12 protein-coding genes are annotated in these 15,835 nt (G+C 44.2%); 2 read left to right on the top strand and 10 right to left on the bottom strand.

Annotated elements, in window-relative coordinates:
- Positions 1 to 749: 749 nt before the first annotated feature.
- Together MZO41_RS09585 and MZO41_RS09580 are read right to left on the bottom strand one after the other, a co-directional pair.
- Positions 750 to 2,855 (bottom strand): LTA synthase family protein, encoded by a 2,106-nt coding sequence (locus MZO41_RS09585; RefSeq protein WP_003644210.1) that lies wholly within the window; start codon positions 2,853 to 2,855, stop codon positions 750 to 752.
- A 155-nt stretch (positions 2,856 to 3,010) separates the two neighbouring features.
- Positions 3,011 to 3,247 (bottom strand): YkuJ family protein, encoded by a 237-nt coding sequence (locus MZO41_RS09580; protein ID WP_003643297.1) that lies wholly within the window; start codon positions 3,245 to 3,247, stop codon positions 3,011 to 3,013.
- A 191-nt stretch (positions 3,248 to 3,438) separates the two neighbouring features.
- Between MZO41_RS09580 and MZO41_RS09575 the strand changes: the two genes are divergently transcribed.
- Positions 3,439 to 4,626, top strand: coding sequence for a pyridoxal phosphate-dependent aminotransferase (locus MZO41_RS09575; RefSeq protein ID WP_003643296.1), 1,188 nt, complete (start codon positions 3,439 to 3,441; stop codon positions 4,624 to 4,626).
- 160 nt (positions 4,627 to 4,786) lie between these two features.
- Here MZO41_RS09575 and MZO41_RS09570 read toward each other — a convergent pair whose 3' ends face one another.
- The 7 genes from MZO41_RS09570 to ykzS form a co-directional block, all read right to left on the bottom strand.
- Positions 4,787 to 6,025: a D-alanyl-D-alanine carboxypeptidase family protein gene (locus MZO41_RS09570; protein WP_003646542.1), complete on the bottom strand. Its 1,239-nt coding sequence runs from the start codon at positions 6,023 to 6,025 to the stop codon at positions 4,787 to 4,789.
- Between the two features lie 63 nt (positions 6,026 to 6,088).
- The gene (locus tag MZO41_RS09565; protein ID WP_003643294.1) at positions 6,089 to 7,144 is read right to left on the bottom strand and encodes a lysylphosphatidylglycerol synthase transmembrane domain-containing protein; all 1,056 of its coding nucleotides are present in this window, start codon (positions 7,142 to 7,144) and stop codon (positions 6,089 to 6,091) included.
- A 3-nt stretch (positions 7,145 to 7,147) separates the two neighbouring features.
- Positions 7,148 to 8,170 (bottom strand): glycosyltransferase family 4 protein, encoded by a 1,023-nt coding sequence (locus MZO41_RS09560; RefSeq protein ID WP_003643293.1) that lies wholly within the window; start codon positions 8,168 to 8,170, stop codon positions 7,148 to 7,150.
- A 75-nt stretch (positions 8,171 to 8,245) separates the two neighbouring features.
- Entirely contained in the window at positions 8,246 to 9,424 is a 1,179-nt protein-coding gene (locus MZO41_RS09555; RefSeq protein ID WP_003643292.1) for a glycosyltransferase family 4 protein, read from the bottom strand.
- A 538-nt stretch (positions 9,425 to 9,962) separates the two neighbouring features.
- Positions 9,963 to 11,693, bottom strand: coding sequence for a phosphoenolpyruvate--protein phosphotransferase (gene ptsP, locus MZO41_RS09550; RefSeq protein ID WP_003646541.1), 1,731 nt, complete (start codon positions 11,691 to 11,693; stop codon positions 9,963 to 9,965).
- Positions 11,693 to 11,959, bottom strand: a complete 267-nt coding sequence (locus tag MZO41_RS09545; protein ID WP_003638282.1) for a phosphocarrier protein HPr — start codon at positions 11,957 to 11,959, stop codon at positions 11,693 to 11,695. Before MZO41_RS09545 ends, ptsP begins: the two co-directional genes overlap by 1 nt.
- A gap of 149 nt (positions 11,960 to 12,108) precedes the next feature.
- On the bottom strand, positions 12,109 to 12,306 hold the full coding sequence (gene ykzS, locus MZO41_RS09540) for a protein YkzS (RefSeq protein WP_128650862.1): 198 nt from the start codon (positions 12,304 to 12,306) through the stop codon (positions 12,109 to 12,111).
- Between the two features lie 482 nt (positions 12,307 to 12,788).
- Between ykzS and MZO41_RS09535 the strand changes: the two genes are divergently transcribed.
- Complete coding sequence (locus tag MZO41_RS09535) at positions 12,789 to 15,008, top strand: ATP-dependent Clp protease ATP-binding subunit (protein WP_003644206.1); 2,220 nt, start codon at positions 12,789 to 12,791, stop codon at positions 15,006 to 15,008.
- A 115-nt stretch (positions 15,009 to 15,123) separates the two neighbouring features.
- Here the strand turns inward: MZO41_RS09535 and MZO41_RS09530 are convergent, their stop codons facing one another.
- Positions 15,124 to 15,675, bottom strand: a complete 552-nt coding sequence (locus MZO41_RS09530; RefSeq protein ID WP_003646539.1) for a tyrosine-type recombinase/integrase — start codon at positions 15,673 to 15,675, stop codon at positions 15,124 to 15,126.
- Positions 15,676 to 15,835: the final 160 nt, after the last annotated feature.

Genomic DNA, 15,835 nt, shown 5'->3' with positions numbered 1-15,835 from the left:
GACTTCGCAAATGTTTTGCTCTTGATTCAAAATCAAGAGACCCTACACATTTGATTCGTCGAAACTTTGTTCAGTTTTCAAAGGTCTAAATCGTTCGTTGATTACCTCAACGCAACTATTAAAGTTTATCATCATCAGAACAAGCTGTCAACATCTTTTTATAAATTATTTTGAATAACTATTCAATGTAAATGCTCACATCAATTTGAATATTCATAATAATGAGTAATGTTGCATATCGCTCTTAACGACAAGAAATATAATACCAAGAATAACGACCCGGGTCAACCCTTTTTATGAATTAATTTCAGAAAAGTTTTAAACACCGCTTAATGTCGCAATAGACTATATTTTACGGGGTTTTTATTAAGATAGCAAGCAAAAGTTCAATAAATCTCCCTTTAATTTTCAACGACTGTTTTTCAAAGTAAACCAACGCTAGCATAATGAATATTATTTCGCTGACAATCTACCAAATCAAGACAACCAATCAGTCAGCATTCCCCACCTCATCACCGTACTTTATCGGTTCACAACATCCGCGACGCGCCTACCATTCCAACTTTGCATTTACTTGGGACTCCAAAATTGGTAATACTTCATCGTTCACCATCAGCGTCAATTCACACTGCGCAACAATCGGCTTAATAATAGTGTACCGCGCTGTGGTCAAAACAAGTGACAGCTTATTTCCGCAACCAAAAAGGGATAACGCTGTCAGCGTTATCCCTTAGTTGATACGAGTTCGATTAATCAGAACTACTGCTTGAACTACTACTACTGTCACTTGAGCTAGACAGTTCTGGTGCATCCGTCTTATACAGACTCTCCGTTGATTTGCCCTTATGCTTCGAGAGAACACTCGTCTTCTTCTCAGCTTGGATCTCTTTCAATGATTTGAGGGTCTTAGTCAGCTTATAACTATAGTCCGACTTATTGACCTTCTTAAAGCCCTTAGGCGTGTAGAACCGTAGTAAGTCACCCTGGATGACCCGATCAGAGAGTGAGAGTTCCGTCGTCACATGATTTTGCATCTGTTTGACAGTATCCTTCTGCTTCGTCGTCATATCCGTTAACTTCTTACCGGTCTTCGAATCATAGACTGTCCCACTGATCTTCGTATATGTCGGTGAGACAAAATCCCCGTTCCGGAAAGCCACTGTCTGGTTATGCTGTTTCGACAGTAAGTCCGTTCCGAACTGGATGTAGCCCTTGTTCTTGATCCCTAACAGGTCAAAAATCGTTGGCAACGCATCAATTTCACCACCATACGTGTGGTTAATACCGCCCTTGATTCCTTCAGAATGAATCATAAATGGTACTTTCTGGAATTGAGCCAAGTCGAAACTCGTTACCGACTTTTTACCCAATAACTGTGCAATGGCAGCCTTATGGTTGTTTGAAATCCCATAATGATCCCCATAAAGCACAATCATACTATTCTTATATAAGCCGGCCTTCTTCAAGTAACTAATGAATTCGGCAAAGGCTTGATCAAGATAATGGGCCGTCTGAACGTAGCCATCAACGGTTGAATCCCCGGTCGTCGTCTTATCGATCGACTGGTTCTTCTTATCCAATTCGTATGGATAGTGGTTCGTCAACGTAATCAGCTTTGCGTAGAACGGTTGTGGTAATTGCTCCAAATACTTAACAGAGTCTTTGAAGAAGATTTTATCCTTCAAGCCATAACCAATATTGTAGTCTGACTTCTCTTTATAGTAAGAAGAGTAGAAGAAGTAGTTATACCCCCACGACTTATACGCGTTATCCCGATTCCAGAAACTAGCCACATCACCGTGGAAAGCCGCAGTCGTATAGCCCTTTTGTGACAGGATTGCTGGCGCTGCCTGGAACGTGTTCGACGTCCCATACTGCGTCATCGCTGACCCGGTTGGTAAACCAAACAAAGAGTTTTCCATCATCATTTCAGCATCAGAGGTCTTCCCTTGCGCCACTTGATGGTAGAAATTATCAAAACTCAAAGTACTCTTATCATGATAGAACTTGTTCAGGTTCGGGGTAACTTCCTTACCATCGACCTTATAATCAATTAAAAATTGCTGGAAACTTTCCAAATGAATCACGAAGACGTTCTTGCCCTTCGCTTTACCAAAGTATTTGACGTTCTCGCCAGCCTGGTTTTTCTTGAGGTAGGCTAGCACACTCTTCATATCACTACTACTTGCTTGGGCGCGCGTCGCACTTTCCTTTTCGGTCTGATAGAAGCTATACCCTGCATATGTGTTGAGTCCCAAGTACTTAACGATGTAGTTGTTATCAAAAGTCCGCGTCAATAAATCTGAACGGTCATGTTCAGACATGCCGAGGTCAACAGCAAACAACGCCACCCCAATCATGGTCAGTGTTGCCGCATACCGAATTTTGAAAGGCCGTGGATCGATCCGAATGACCTTGAAGGCTAATAACAGAATCAGCAACACGACATCTGCATAAACTAGGAAGTCGGTTCCATGAATGATCTGTCCCAAACTCTTTCCGAGGTTATTACTAGCAGCACCGGAACTCTTAATTACCCCCGCCGACATGAAATCAGAGAATTCCCGGTAATACAAGATATTGGCAAATAACCACGTCGTCTGTAGGGCGTCAATGATCATCATAATCCAATACTTTAAGCGACCACGGAAATATAGGGCAATACCGAGCAGCACGATCGCTGTCGGAAATGGATTCAAGAACAAGATAAATTCCTGAACGGGTCCCTTAACCCCTAAAGTAAACTCGCTCTTATAAGCGATATATGTCTTTAGCCAAAATAAGACCACGGTTAGGAGGTAAAAGCCCAACGTTGTGTTGACCTTCCCAACCGTGTTTTTTATAAATTTAGGCATGGTAATTTCTTCCTCCGTTATTGCTATTAACAAATCCATATTATAACGGTTGCGTACTAGTTAGCAATATCTTGAAGATTTCTTCAAAAATTCTTCAACATTACAACGCGTCATAATATGGATCTATCGAAAATCTATCTGGATTTTGGGGGAATCTAGTTATCCGTTAGCAAATCGTATAATTCAATTGCCACGAGGTCAATGTTATCAAATTCAAACGTTTGGTCTGGATTGAATTCTTGTAACGTGTACGTCGAGGTAGCGGGATCATACGCTACTTGCCCACGTTGAACGCCTTCCTTTTCGAACCGCCGTGATTGCACTTCGGTTGCTTCAGTTGTGCGCATGGCTTCTAGTCGTTTGAGAATTGCTGATAGTTCAGATTTATCCATTATACTAATCTCGCTCCTTCAAGTTTTGTTTACATTCTAGCAAAAAATAGGACTAATAACACGTTTTTTTAGTAGAAAGCCCATTTTTACCACAAATTTTCACACTTATAATTATACCCTAACTTCCTGCTAAGACGGTGAGAAGTTGTGCTAAAATTAGAACAACTTATAAATTAAAGGAGTTCGGATATATGACACTATTTAGAGACGATCTCAATGAAACCATCAGTCACATTCAAGTTTCAACCATCCGCCAGTTTGACGAAGAAGTTAGTGCGATACCTGATATGGTCAAGTTAACGCTCGGTGAACCCGATTTCAACACGCCTGAGCACGTTAAAGCGGCTGCTAAAAAGGCGATTGATGACAACTACTCCCACTATACTGGCATGGCAGGTCTGTTGGAGCTACGCCAAGCGGCCGCCCACTTTCAAGAGACAAAGTACGGCGTCCACTATGATGCTGAAGACCAAGTCTTAGTGACCGTGGGAGCGACTGAAGCTATCGCAACTGCATTAACGACGATCTGTAATCCTGGCGACGCCATTATCATTCCGTCCCCAATCTTTCCAGCGTACATCCCCATCATTCAAGAAGCACACGCCAAGCCCCTCTTCATGGATACAGGCGTTAACGATTTTGTCATTACGCCTAAGATGGTCGACGATTTTATTGCTGCTCATCCTGACGAGAACTTCAAGGGAATCGTGTTAAACTACCCGAATAACCCCACTGGTGTCACCTATGTTGAAGATGAAATCAAAGCGCTCGCCGACTGTTTCCATCGCCATAACTTGTGGGTCGTATCCGATGAAATTTACAGTGAACTGACTTACGGTAGCGACCACGTCTCAATTGCTAAATTCATTCCTGACGAAGTGATCCTGATCAATGGCTTATCGAAGTCTCATGCCATGACTGGCTGGCGAATCGGCTTCCTGTTTGCCTCTAAGGAAATGACGGCCCAACTTAAAAAAGTCCACCAATACTACGTCACTGCAGCAACCACGATTGCTCAGAAGGCTGGTGTTGAAGCCCTCACCAACGGAATCGATGATGCGCAACCAATGCGGCAAGAATACCAAGCTCGGCGTGATTTCGTTTATCAAACGATGTCGAAGCTCGGTTTCAAAATCGCACGTCCTACCGGAGCCTTTTATATCTTCGCGAAAATTCCAGCTGGCTTTGAACAAGACTCGATGGCATTCTGTAAAGACTTAGCACGCAAGAATCAGCTCGCGATTATTCCAGGGACTGGTTTTGGTGCCGAGGGGGAAGGCTACGTGCGTCTAAGTTACGCTGCTAGCATGGAAAAGCTCCACCAGGCCATGGATCGCCTCACTGCATATATGCAGGAACCTGCTAACTGTATCAACTAAGCAACGACAGTCCACCAACTAACTGTCCTAGGTCATCACTGTTAGTCATTTCAATGACTGAATTGGATTCAACTCAAAAAGGTGCGCCAACTACTCGTAAATTACGATAGTTGGCGCACCTTTATTTGTCTTCAGCATCACACGATCTATTAAGCGAGCATCACTTTGCGAACGCATACGTGCCCGTGGTGGTCCGTTTTGCGGGCGCTGTTGCCCATTGAAGTGGTCCAAGCATCGTCAGCGCTTCAGGCGTCCGATAAATGACTTCCTTCGTCGTTCCTGACAATGGATCCGTCAATCGCAATTTAAGAACGGCCGTATTAGCAGCCAGATAATTTGGCGCTGTCCGATGTAATGGCCACAAAGCAATTTTGGTCTGCGTCATTGGCTGCTTACTATTCACCCACAGTTTTGAATTGTACTTCGTCACCAGACGCACTTTGGTCTGCGTCCCCGGAATCTGATAATTGATGCTCTTAGGCACAACCTGCTTATACTGCTCGGTCGTTTTGAGCATCAGCCGCAAGTTGTTGTTCGCCGTAAACTGCCACGCACCGCCAAGTGTTGTTGCAATCATCCGGTGGCCGTTCTGCCGGTATGTAGCGACTAAGCAAGCACCGGCCTGATTCGTATAACCGGTCTTCAGTCCATCGACTGGCACGCGGGGATCATAGTACTCGGCGCCCTTCAGGATCTCCACCGAAGTTGGGACCGTATACTTATGAATTTTGACTGAACGTTGATTAGCAACTTGAATAACATCGGGGTAAGCATCAATCAAATGTTGCGCAATGGTCGTCACAGCCCTTGCTGACACCAGATTTTGGTCCTGATCGCTGGTTCCCTTGATTTTTAAATCGTAATTTTTTAAATCAGTATTATCAAGTCCCGAAGCGCTAATAAAACTCGCATCCAAATGCCATTTGGCCGCTTGTTGATTCATTAATTTAATGAACTTATCATTACTGCCAGCAACATACTCCCCCAGCGCAATGGCACCACTATTCGAAGACCCTACCAAGGTAGCTGCGAATAACTCCCTAACCGTAAACGTCTCCTTGGCAGGCATCGGCATTACGGATAAAGTTGCACTGGTTGCCATCTTGCGGACATTTTTGCGAATTGGGACTGCATCCGTCCACTTGATTTGACCATGCTCGATGGCCCGTTCAACTAAATACAGCGTCATGAGCTTACTCAAGGACGCAATTGGTAATTTCTGATCGGCATTCTGCGCATAAACGACCTGACCAGACTTGGCATCCATCACGTAGGCGGCTTTGACCTCATCCGCCTTACTACTGGTCGCGTGTGCCGCTACATTGCAGCTCAACACCCCGCTGACTGTCGCTGTCAACACTAGTCCCCATACCAACCGTTGTTTGATTAACTTTAACATAGTACCTTCCTTTAATTCGTAACCGCGAAAAATGGGTCGAACAATGATGTCGGCCCATTAAAATTACTGTTCTTGTGAATCCGACCGGCTAGGTGCCGCAATCGGAATTTCTTCTGCTTTTTCAGGCCGCATCGCCATGGCGATCATCCCTAAGAATAGTCCTAAATAATACGTTAAGATCCGCCAGATCAGCATCGCTAAAATCAGCTTACTGTGGCTGGGAATGAACTTAGCAAACAACGCCGTGAAACCAAATTCAGCACCACCGGCCCCACCTGGAATCGGGAATAGTGATGTCACTAAGAAGATCAACACGTTCAAACTAGTCACCATAATCAAATTAACATCATCGATTCCCATTGCCCGCATAATAAAATACGGAATCAGGTAGTAAAACAGTAGCTGTAAGAAGGTGACGATACAAACTTCGACCAGCATCCGCCAGTCCTTGGTCATTCGAACGCTTTCTTCGTAGAACGAATCGATTTTTTCACTAATATTGTTTTCAAACTTGGCAAATCGCTCAGCTTTCATAAACCAGCTGACCGGGATCAAGACGATCTTCACTGCTCGTTTTGTAAAGTTATACCAGTACATCACCAGCAACAGACCAACAATCACCGCAAAGTGAATCAGAAAACCTAACAAAACGTATAGTGACAGGTAACTTAACTTTTCAGCTAAGTAATGAAAACCAATTAACATGGCGAATAAGAAATTCAATACCACCATGGCCTGAAAAACAACAAACTTCATCAATGCAACTGAACTTGCCCGCCCAGCGTCAATCCCTGATTGTGCCATCACGAAGATTTGGGCAGGTTGGCCACCCGAAGAAAACGGGGTGATACCGTTGAATAGTTGCTCGGCTAAAGGAACGCGCAGGGCACTCTTAAAGCGATAGTTCCGATAACGGTGCCTGACAAACTTTTGCACCACCACGGCTTCCAGACCGAAGTATAGTCCGACACACCCTAACGCAACTAATAACCACCACCAATTCAAAGTGAGAATATCGTCCATTAGATTGCTTAGTTTGACATTGCGCAGTGAGTACCACGAAATGCCGACGCCTAACGCAACCATTACGAGTAATGACCAGATATTTTTTCTTGTCATTGACTACCCCTCTTTTGCCTGTTGCAAATAAAAATCATGCCAAACTTTGGCAAGGCGCTCTTCCGAATAATCCTGAGCAGCCAAAACCGCCTTGTCATGCAAGAATTGCAACCCGGCTGGATTATGGCGTAACTGGTCGATCTGTCGTTGCATATCATCAACATCACTGGCCGCTTGATAGTAGCCATCAATGATTGCCCGGTACAAATCTAAATCCCGGAGCAATACTGGTGTCCCACAACTGAAAGCTTCCAACACGGACATCGGAAATAACTCGTTATAAGAAGGCAGTAAGAAAAGATCCGCCATATTATAATAGTCCACCAATTTCTCACGAGGAACGATGCCTGGAAACGACAGATTAGCTGGCGGGTTATCCACCACCTGCTTCAACTCCTGATAACCATCCGTAATTCGGCCAAACGAGAACCCACCGGCCCATACAAACTGGATATCTGGATTCTGCTTTGCAAGCGTAATAAAATCAGGAACACCTTTCCGATCCTGAATCTGACCGGTCCCGATAATCATGAATTTATTTTGATCATAGCCGTATTGTTGGCGCAAGCGCAACTGTTTAGCCTTAGTCATTTCGTAAAATTCACGTTTGCTGACAAAATTCGGAATATACGTTACATCCGCTCTTTTGATATGGTATGCTTCCAATTTTGGAATGAAGGTCGGGTTCACCACCACAATGTGGTCCATCCGCTTATAAAATGAGATTAAATAACGATTGAAAATCATTTGGAATGGTCGTGGCAACTTCAAGCTACCCTCGAGCGTCTCTGGTAAGAAATGCACGTAACCGATTTTACGGCCTCGATTAGGCATAAACGTAGACAGGTAAAACATTGGATTAACCGTATGGTAATGTGAAACGGCGGAGCGCCCATATCGATTGACTTTAATATTAAATTCATCCTGCCAATGGGTCCGCAACAACCGCATCAATTCTAGATAGGCGCTGCCGACTCCCTGACCCTTGACGGAGTCAGCTTTTGAAAACATGGTAATGTCTAACATAATTCGTCCCCTTACGCGTCATACGTCGAATAAGCATCCCCGTTTTGGCGGTGCTCATTGACGATTTGACACACGTTAATTACTAATATTCGCCGATTTATCCGCTGATTCAGAATACGCCAGCTGTACGTCTTGATAGTAGTTGATCACTTGCTTGCCGAAATACTCTGCGGAAATTTGGTAAAGCTTCTTCTGCCGTGGCTTGGGATCGTTAAAAGTATTGGGATGTTGTAAATAACGCACAACATCCTTGATCAGATCGGTCTCACTTGTAAAGGTCGTCCCCAGTGACGGATCATCAAGTAATTGATCCGTGTACGGACTAGCAGCCACTACCGTTTTAAGGCCAGCAGCCATTGCTTCAATGTACGTCAGCCCCTGTGATTCTGAGTTCGAAGCCGAAACGAACAGGTCAGCCATCTGGTAATAGTTATAAACTTCATCATTATCAATTTCACCGGTAAATTGTACGTGCGCCGTTAAGCCGGCGTCTTGAACCTGATTTTCCAGTGTTTCACGTGCCGGACCATCACCTACAATCAGGAGTTGGGCATTCGGCACCTGTTCTAAGATCGCCGGTAGGGCTGCAATGACTTCGTGAATGTTTTTCTCGTAGGCCAAACGACTCAAGGAAAGTAATACTGGCGTATCAGACTGATAGCCGAGTCTTTGCCGATAATCCACCGTCGACTGCTGCTCGTACTGATTAATGTCGATTCCAGTCGGAATAATGCGAATTGGCGCTTTAACGCCGTAGCCCGTCAGTGTATTTGCAACCCGCTCACTCGGTGCTACAATCCCGTTCAGATGATAACAATACGCCCGTGTGGCCTCCTTAACGTGGTATGGCTTTAACAACTTACCATTCGCAATATAATGTAGATAATCCTCATACATCGTGTGGTACGTATGGATACATGGGACTTTTAATTGTTTGGCAACAAACTTACCAATCATCCCCATGGAGAATTCTGTCTGCGTATGAACAATATCCAGGCCAAGATCCTTAGCAACCTGGTAAGCCTTAAAAAGCCCGCGAACGGCGATGCGCCGATCCGTGAACGAAACAAATGGAATACTCGTAAACCGAAAAATATTGCGTTCATAAATATTCTTATCAACATGGGGATCCGTGGTCGTAAAGATATAGACTTGATGACCAGCCCGTTCGAGTTGATTGCGTAACACCTTGATTGACGTTGCGACCCCACTCACTTGTGGATAGTATGTGTCTGTAAATATCCCGATATTCACGTAGATTCTCCCCTTATTTCCATCAATTAACCGTGCTGCTAATCGATGTTGCTTAACCGCGCTTAGATCATTATTTCATGATCATCACGAATTCGACTTAATGCCTATATTATAAACATTATATTGGTTAAATATCCGAGTTGCAAATAATCTTAATATAAATTAAGAGTTCATGACAAAATCTATCTGACCAGCTACACCTATAGAAAATGAATTCGAAATGATGAATTGTAATCGCTAGGCATCACTCAACACCGCCATTACATCGTTTCCACTACACCAACTCTTCACCGTCAACAGCGAGTAGCAATGTGCCCTGTGTCCATCATTGACTAGCGCGGTCGCAACTATGGACAATTATCACAATGCCTAAATGTCCAGTCAATTCGCGTCATGTACTGTGCCAGCTCTCATCATACCGGTGCGGGTAGCCCACTCCCCCGTCGTGCTAAACCCGGGGCTAGTACAAACTGGTTAATGACCCGCATTTACCCACAAAAAAAGAGCAAATCCACAGATTTGCTCTTAGTTTGATTGTTTATTTACCGAAGACGTTCTTTTCAACTAATTCTTTGACTTCTTCGTTAGTAACACACTCGTTAAGTGCCTTATCAGCTAATTTAGCCATTTCCTTAGTATCAAGTTTCTTCATTAATGAACGTGTCTTAAGCACGGAAGTTGAACTCATTGAGAATTCATCCAAACCTAAGCCCATCAATAATGGCACCGCAATCTGATCCCCAGCAACTTCACCACACATACCCGTGAAGCGGCCGTTCGCGTGAGCAGCGTCAATAACATGCTTGATCAAACGCAACAACGATGGGTTGTATGGTTGATACAAGTATGACACTTGTTCGTTACCACGATCAGCAGCAAATGAGTATTGAATCAAGTCGTTAGTCCCAATACTAAAGAAGTCGACTTCCTTAGCAAACTGGTCAGCTAAAATAGCTGCCGCTGGGATTTCAATCATGATACCAAGCTTGATGTCGTCAGCAACAGGCGTACCAGCTGCAACCAACTTGGCTTTTTCTTCCTCAAAGATAGCTTTGGCTTTACGGAATTCGTCAAGCGTTGCAATCATTGGGAACATAATCCGTAATTGACCGTAATGTGACGCACGTAATAACGCACGTAACTGGGTCCGGAAGATGTCATCACGATCGAGGGAAATCCGAATAGCCCGATAACCCAAGAATGGGTTCATTTCATCAGGTAATGGCAAGTAAGGTAATTCCTTGTCACCACCGATATCCATGGTCCGAACAATAACGGGTTTGCCGTTCATCCCTTCGACAACCTTCTTGTAAGCTTCGAATTGGGTATCTTCGTCAGGTAATTCTGAACTGTTCATGTACAAGAATTCTGAACGGAATAATCCAATGGCTTCAGAGCCAGCATCCAAAACCCCATCCATATCGTCAGGTGTCCCGATGTTAGAAGCTAATTCAAAGTGCTTGCCGTCCTTAGAAACGGTGGCCTCGTTCTTCAACTTAGCCCATTCAGCCTTTTGCGCAACAAAGTCTTTAGCCTTTTGTTGGTAATCAGCAACTTCAGCATCCGTTGGGGCTACTAAAGCGTCACCGTTGATACCATCCAAGACGACCGTATCGCCTTCTTTGATATCAGTCGTGGCAGATTCAGATCCAACGACCGCTGGAATTTCAAGCGTCCGTGACATGATGGCTGAATGACTAGTCCGACCACCAATGTCAGTAATGAAGCCCTTAACATACTTACGATCAAGTTGAGCTGTATCACTAGGTGTTAAATCGTGGGCAACCACGATTACTTCGGAGTCAATTAAAGCTGGACTTGGTAAGGTTACCCCTAACAAGTGGCTTAAGACCCGCTTCGTTACGTCGCGAATATCACCGGCTCGTTCTTGCATATATGCATTATCCGTCATCGCTTCAAACATTGAAATGAAAGTATCAGTAACTTCCTTCAAAGCTTCTTCAGCATTGACTTTATCATCCTTGATCTTACCTTCAATTTGTCCGAGCATTTCTGGGTCAGACAAAATGGTGATATGAGCTTCAAAAACTTCTGCTTCTTCTTCACCCAAGTTTTCAACCGCTTTGTCTTTAATGACCTTTAGTTCAGCCTTGGAAGCATCGAAAGCGTCATGTAACCGTGCAACTTCAGCATCCGTATCGGAAACTGTTGTCTTTTCGAATGATAAATCTGGATCAACTAGCATATAGGCCTTAGCAATTGCAACACCATCACTGGCCGCAATTCCTTTTAGTACCTTTTCAGCCATTATTCAGATAATCCTTCTTTCTTCATCGTTTCAGTTAAAGCTGCGATAGCGTCGGCTTCGTCGGCACCTTCAGCAGAAATGGTAACGTCAGCGTCTTTACCAACACCGAGTGACATAACACCCATGATGGACTTTAAGTTAACGGACTTGTCTTGGTATTGCAACGTAATTTCTGAGTTGAACTTACTTGCTGATTGTACCAATAAAGTTGCGGGACGTGCGTGGATACCAGTGTCTGCGATAACGTGAAATTCTTTCTTTTCCATAACTATTCGATCTCCTTCAAGATAAATAAATTTAAAATTGGTTCCGAGTCAATTCGAGTTGCCGCCAACACGTATACTCAAGAGCCCTTAATAATGATGATAGCAATTATCCAATTAAAATACAAGCCCTTTCATTCAAGCTAGGCCTATTAATTGGTTGTCTTACCATCCTTCTCGAAATGGTAAACAATGCGGCCATCTAAGTCTGCCATACCAATGACTCGTTTACGATACTCATACTTCATATAGGCATCGTGAAAAGCCATAAATTCATCCGGCGTTACGGTAAAACTGTCGCGTTCGCCATGACGCAACGCTTCCATTAACTGGGTATAATCCGTTGCCAAACAATTACCGCCTCCTCAAAGTTAGGTTGACACATTACTGCATCATTATTTTGATATTTACGAACAAAGTTCTCCGCCGCTCACTGGCTGTTGACGGTCACCAATGAAAAACGATGCGCTGCAAACATCAAAACTGGTCAGGCTCGATACATGCAAAAAAACCGCTTTGTACTATAATATAGACAGACAGTTACATCATCACTTATCCTAACCAGATAATTAATATACAACGAATCCGGTTACATGACAAGCTATGAGTTGCGACTATCCAGACTATTCAGAAATAATTGAATCAATCAGCCATTGCGAATTATCCCGGCCGCACGTCCAGTTTTGACCCTGAGGCTTTTCACTTGCAACAGTCCGTAAATTCGCTATACTAATAGTCAAAGGTCAACAAAGGTCAAAGAGCCGATGAACCTTTAACTATGATCCTAATCGATTTAGTTATATTTCTGATGCGAAAGGTGTGTGACAGCATAATGCTTTGTGACAATTGCCATAAGAACGAAGCGACGATCCATTTATATACGAGCGTCAACGGTCAGCGGCGACAAATCAACCTTTGTCAAAATTGCTATCAACTGCTAAAGAATCAGGAACAGCAACCAAATAACGGAGTTGGAGGTGCTGATATGGCACAAGATCCATTCGGTTTTGGTGGTCTTGACGACATTTTCCGTGCAATGCAGGGTGGCGTTGATCCTAATAACGCTTACCGGCAACAACAGACCCCACCGACCCAGCCAGCTGGTCCTAATGGCGGCAATCGTCGTGGCAATAACAACGGCGGTGGCCTCCTTGGCCAATACGGCTTCAACTTAACAGCACAAGCTAAACAGGGCAAAATCGATCCAGTGATTGGTCGCGATACCGAAATTAATCGGGTTATCGAGATTTTGAATCGCCGGACCAAGAATAACCCCGTTTTAATTGGTGAAGCTGGGGTTGGTAAAACGGCGGTCGTGGAAGGACTAGCACAGAAAATCGTTTCTGGTCAAGTTCCACAAAAACTGTTAGATAAAGAAATTATTCGTTTGGACGTGGCTTCCCTTGTTCAAGGTACCGGTATTCGAGGTCAATTTGAACAACGAATGCAACAATTAATGAAGGAAGTTCAAAGCAATCCGAATATCATCCTCTTCATTGACGAAATCCATGAAATCATGGGTGCCGGTAATGCTGAAGGTGGTATGGATGCTGGGAACGTCCTGAAACCCGCCCTTGCCCGTGGTGATTTCCAATTAGTTGGGGCCACGACATTAAACGAATACCGCGACATCGAAAAGGATGCCGCCCTCGCCCGCCGGTTCCAACCGGTCACGGTCAACGAACCGAGCGTGGAAGAATCTATCAAGATTCTCGAAGGTATTCAGAAGAAGTACGAAGACTATCATCACGTTAAGTACGATCAAGATGCCATTGTGGCAGCCGTCAAGTTGTCAAATCGTTACATTCAAGATCGTTTCTTACCTGATAAGGCCATCGATTTACTCGATGAAGCTGGTTCACGTAAGAACTTGACGTTGAAGACGGTCGATCCAAAGACGATTCAAGAAAAGATCGACGAGGCAGAAAAGCAGAAACAGGACGCCTTGAAGAAGGAAGACTACGAAAAAGCCGCCTACTATCGCGATCAAGTTGCTAAGTTAGAAAAAGCTAAGCCCGATGAAAGTTCAGACCAGCCTAATAACGATACTGCCACTGTAACAGTCAAGGACATGGAACAAATTGTCGAAGAAAAGACAAGTATTCCAGTTGGTGACTTGCAGGCTAAGGAACAGGCTCAAATGAAGACCTTAGCACCCGACCTTAAGAGTACGGTTATTGGTCAAGACCAAGCGGTTGAAGCAGTTGCCCGGGCCATCCGGCGTAATCGAATCGGTCTGAACGGAACTGGCCGGCCAATTGGTTCCTTCATGTTTGTCGGCCCAACCGGGGTTGGTAAAACTGAATTGGCTAAACAACTTGCTAAGGAACTGTTTGGTTCTCAAGATGCCATGATTCGGTTTGACATGAGTGAATACATGGAACCACATTCAGTGGCTAAGTTGATCGGTTCACCGCCTGGCTATGTCGGCTACGAAGAAGCCGGTCAGTTAACTGAACAGGTTCGTCGTCATCCATATAGCCTAGTCTTACTAGACGAAGTTGAAAAGGCTCATCCGGATGTCATGCACATGTTCTTGCAAATCCTCGATGATGGCCGGCTGACCGACTCACAAGGTCGGACTGTCAGCTTCAAGGATACGATCATCATCATGACTTCCAACGCTGGGACTGGCGACAGTGAAGCTAATGTCGGTTTTGGTGCCGCTGCTGAAGGCAAGACGCACGATATCACTAGCCGGTTGACGGACTACTTCAAGCCAGAATTCTTAAACCGGTTCGATGACATCATTCAATTCAACGCTTTATCTAAGGAAAACTTGATGAAGATCGTTGGTTTGATGATCGAAGACGTCAACGGTATGTTAGCTAACCAAGGCTTACACGTCCACGTCACAGAACCTGTCGAGGAAAAACTCGTTGAACTAGGTTACAACCCTCAGATGGGGGCTCGCCCACTCCGGCGTGTTATTCAGGAACAAATCGAAGATCGCATCGCCGATTTCTATTTGGACCACGGCGACGTTAAGAACATGGTTGCAAAAGTTGAAGACGGCAAGATTGTTTTGGCGGCTGAGACGAAGTCCGAATAAGATAATTAAATTTAGAGCCAGAAGCGTAAACAATCGTTTACACTTCCGGCTCTTTTTTGTGCCTACCTCAAATCTTCATTGAGTCGCTATGAAATAGACCGCGTCTCTGCCATAATTAAACACCTAATTTAAAGTCCCATAATTGTCGTTCCAAATTATCACGCTCAATGCCAATATAGCGTTTTGTCACCTGCTCGCTGGAATGATTAAAAATCATCATCAATCCGGCAATGTCACGAGTCTTTTGATAATAATGATAGCCAAACGTCTTGCGCAACGTGTGCGTACCAATATCATCCCGCTCCAGGTACTCACCGGCCGTCTGAAAGACTCGATAGACACCATTAACGGTTAAAGCTCCGCCCCGACCACTACAGAATAACGGTTCATTTGCCCCCCGATACCGCGTAAAGTGGGCTAATTCCGTTTTGAGGTTTTTCAAAAACAACCAGCGCTTCTTGCCCGTTTTTTGTTCCATGATCATAACACGATCTTTGCCACGTACTTGCCCAACCTTCAGTCGTAAAATATCACTCATTCGTAATCCCGTGTTAATTCCAACCAAAACAATCATGCGATTACGCTCCCCATAACGCGCTTGTGAAACAGCCCATAAAAAATCATCGATTTCTTGGTCCGTTCTTAGCGGTTCAACATTATAATGCATACGCTCCATTACACCTCAATCAATCTTATTAAGTTTAAATTACTTAACCTAGAGTAAACTAAACAAAGTAATTGTTAACCTATAATGCTCCCCACTATTAAGTGCTAAAACAAAAGCGCGGGACAAAGAGTCTCCCCTTTATCCCGCGTTAAGGATATTA

It is taken from the genome of Lactiplantibacillus sp. C232, assembly GCF_023806725.1.
GTDB lineage: Bacteria > Bacillota > Bacilli > Lactobacillales > Lactobacillaceae > Lactiplantibacillus > Lactiplantibacillus plantarum.
The sequence above is the reverse complement of the archived record's forward strand: the minus strand, read 5'-3'. Positions and strand labels throughout refer to the sequence as shown.

What these genes read in the sequence shown, in the direction of transcription:
- MZO41_RS09545 (WP_003638282.1), bottom strand. Translation starts at nt 11,959, where the DNA reads ATGGAAAAGAAAGAATTTCACGTTATCGCAGACACTGGTATCCACGCA.
- MZO41_RS09530 (WP_003646539.1), bottom strand. Translation starts at nt 15,675, where the DNA reads ATGCATTATAATGTTGAACCGCTAAGAACGGACCAAGAAATCGATGAT.
- MZO41_RS09575 (WP_003643296.1), top strand. Translation starts at nt 3,439, where the DNA reads ATGACACTATTTAGAGACGATCTCAATGAAACCATCAGTCACATTCAA.
- MZO41_RS09570 (WP_003646542.1), bottom strand. Translation starts at nt 6,025, where the DNA reads ATGTTAAAGTTAATCAAACAACGGTTGGTATGGGGACTAGTGTTGACA.
- MZO41_RS09565 (WP_003643294.1), bottom strand. Translation starts at nt 7,144, where the DNA reads ATGACAAGAAAAAATATCTGGTCATTACTCGTAATGGTTGCGTTAGGC.
- MZO41_RS09585 (WP_003644210.1), bottom strand. Translation starts at nt 2,855, where the DNA reads ATGCCTAAATTTATAAAAAACACGGTTGGGAAGGTCAACACAACGTTG.
- MZO41_RS09560 (WP_003643293.1), bottom strand. Translation starts at nt 8,170, where the DNA reads ATGTTAGACATTACCATGTTTTCAAAAGCTGACTCCGTCAAGGGTCAG.
- MZO41_RS09580 (WP_003643297.1), bottom strand. Translation starts at nt 3,247, where the DNA reads ATGGATAAATCTGAACTATCAGCAATTCTCAAACGACTAGAAGCCATG.
- ptsP (WP_003646541.1), bottom strand. Translation starts at nt 11,693, where the DNA reads ATGGCTGAAAAGGTACTAAAAGGAATTGCGGCCAGTGATGGTGTTGCA.
- MZO41_RS09535 (WP_003644206.1), top strand. Translation starts at nt 12,789, where the DNA reads ATGCTTTGTGACAATTGCCATAAGAACGAAGCGACGATCCATTTATAT.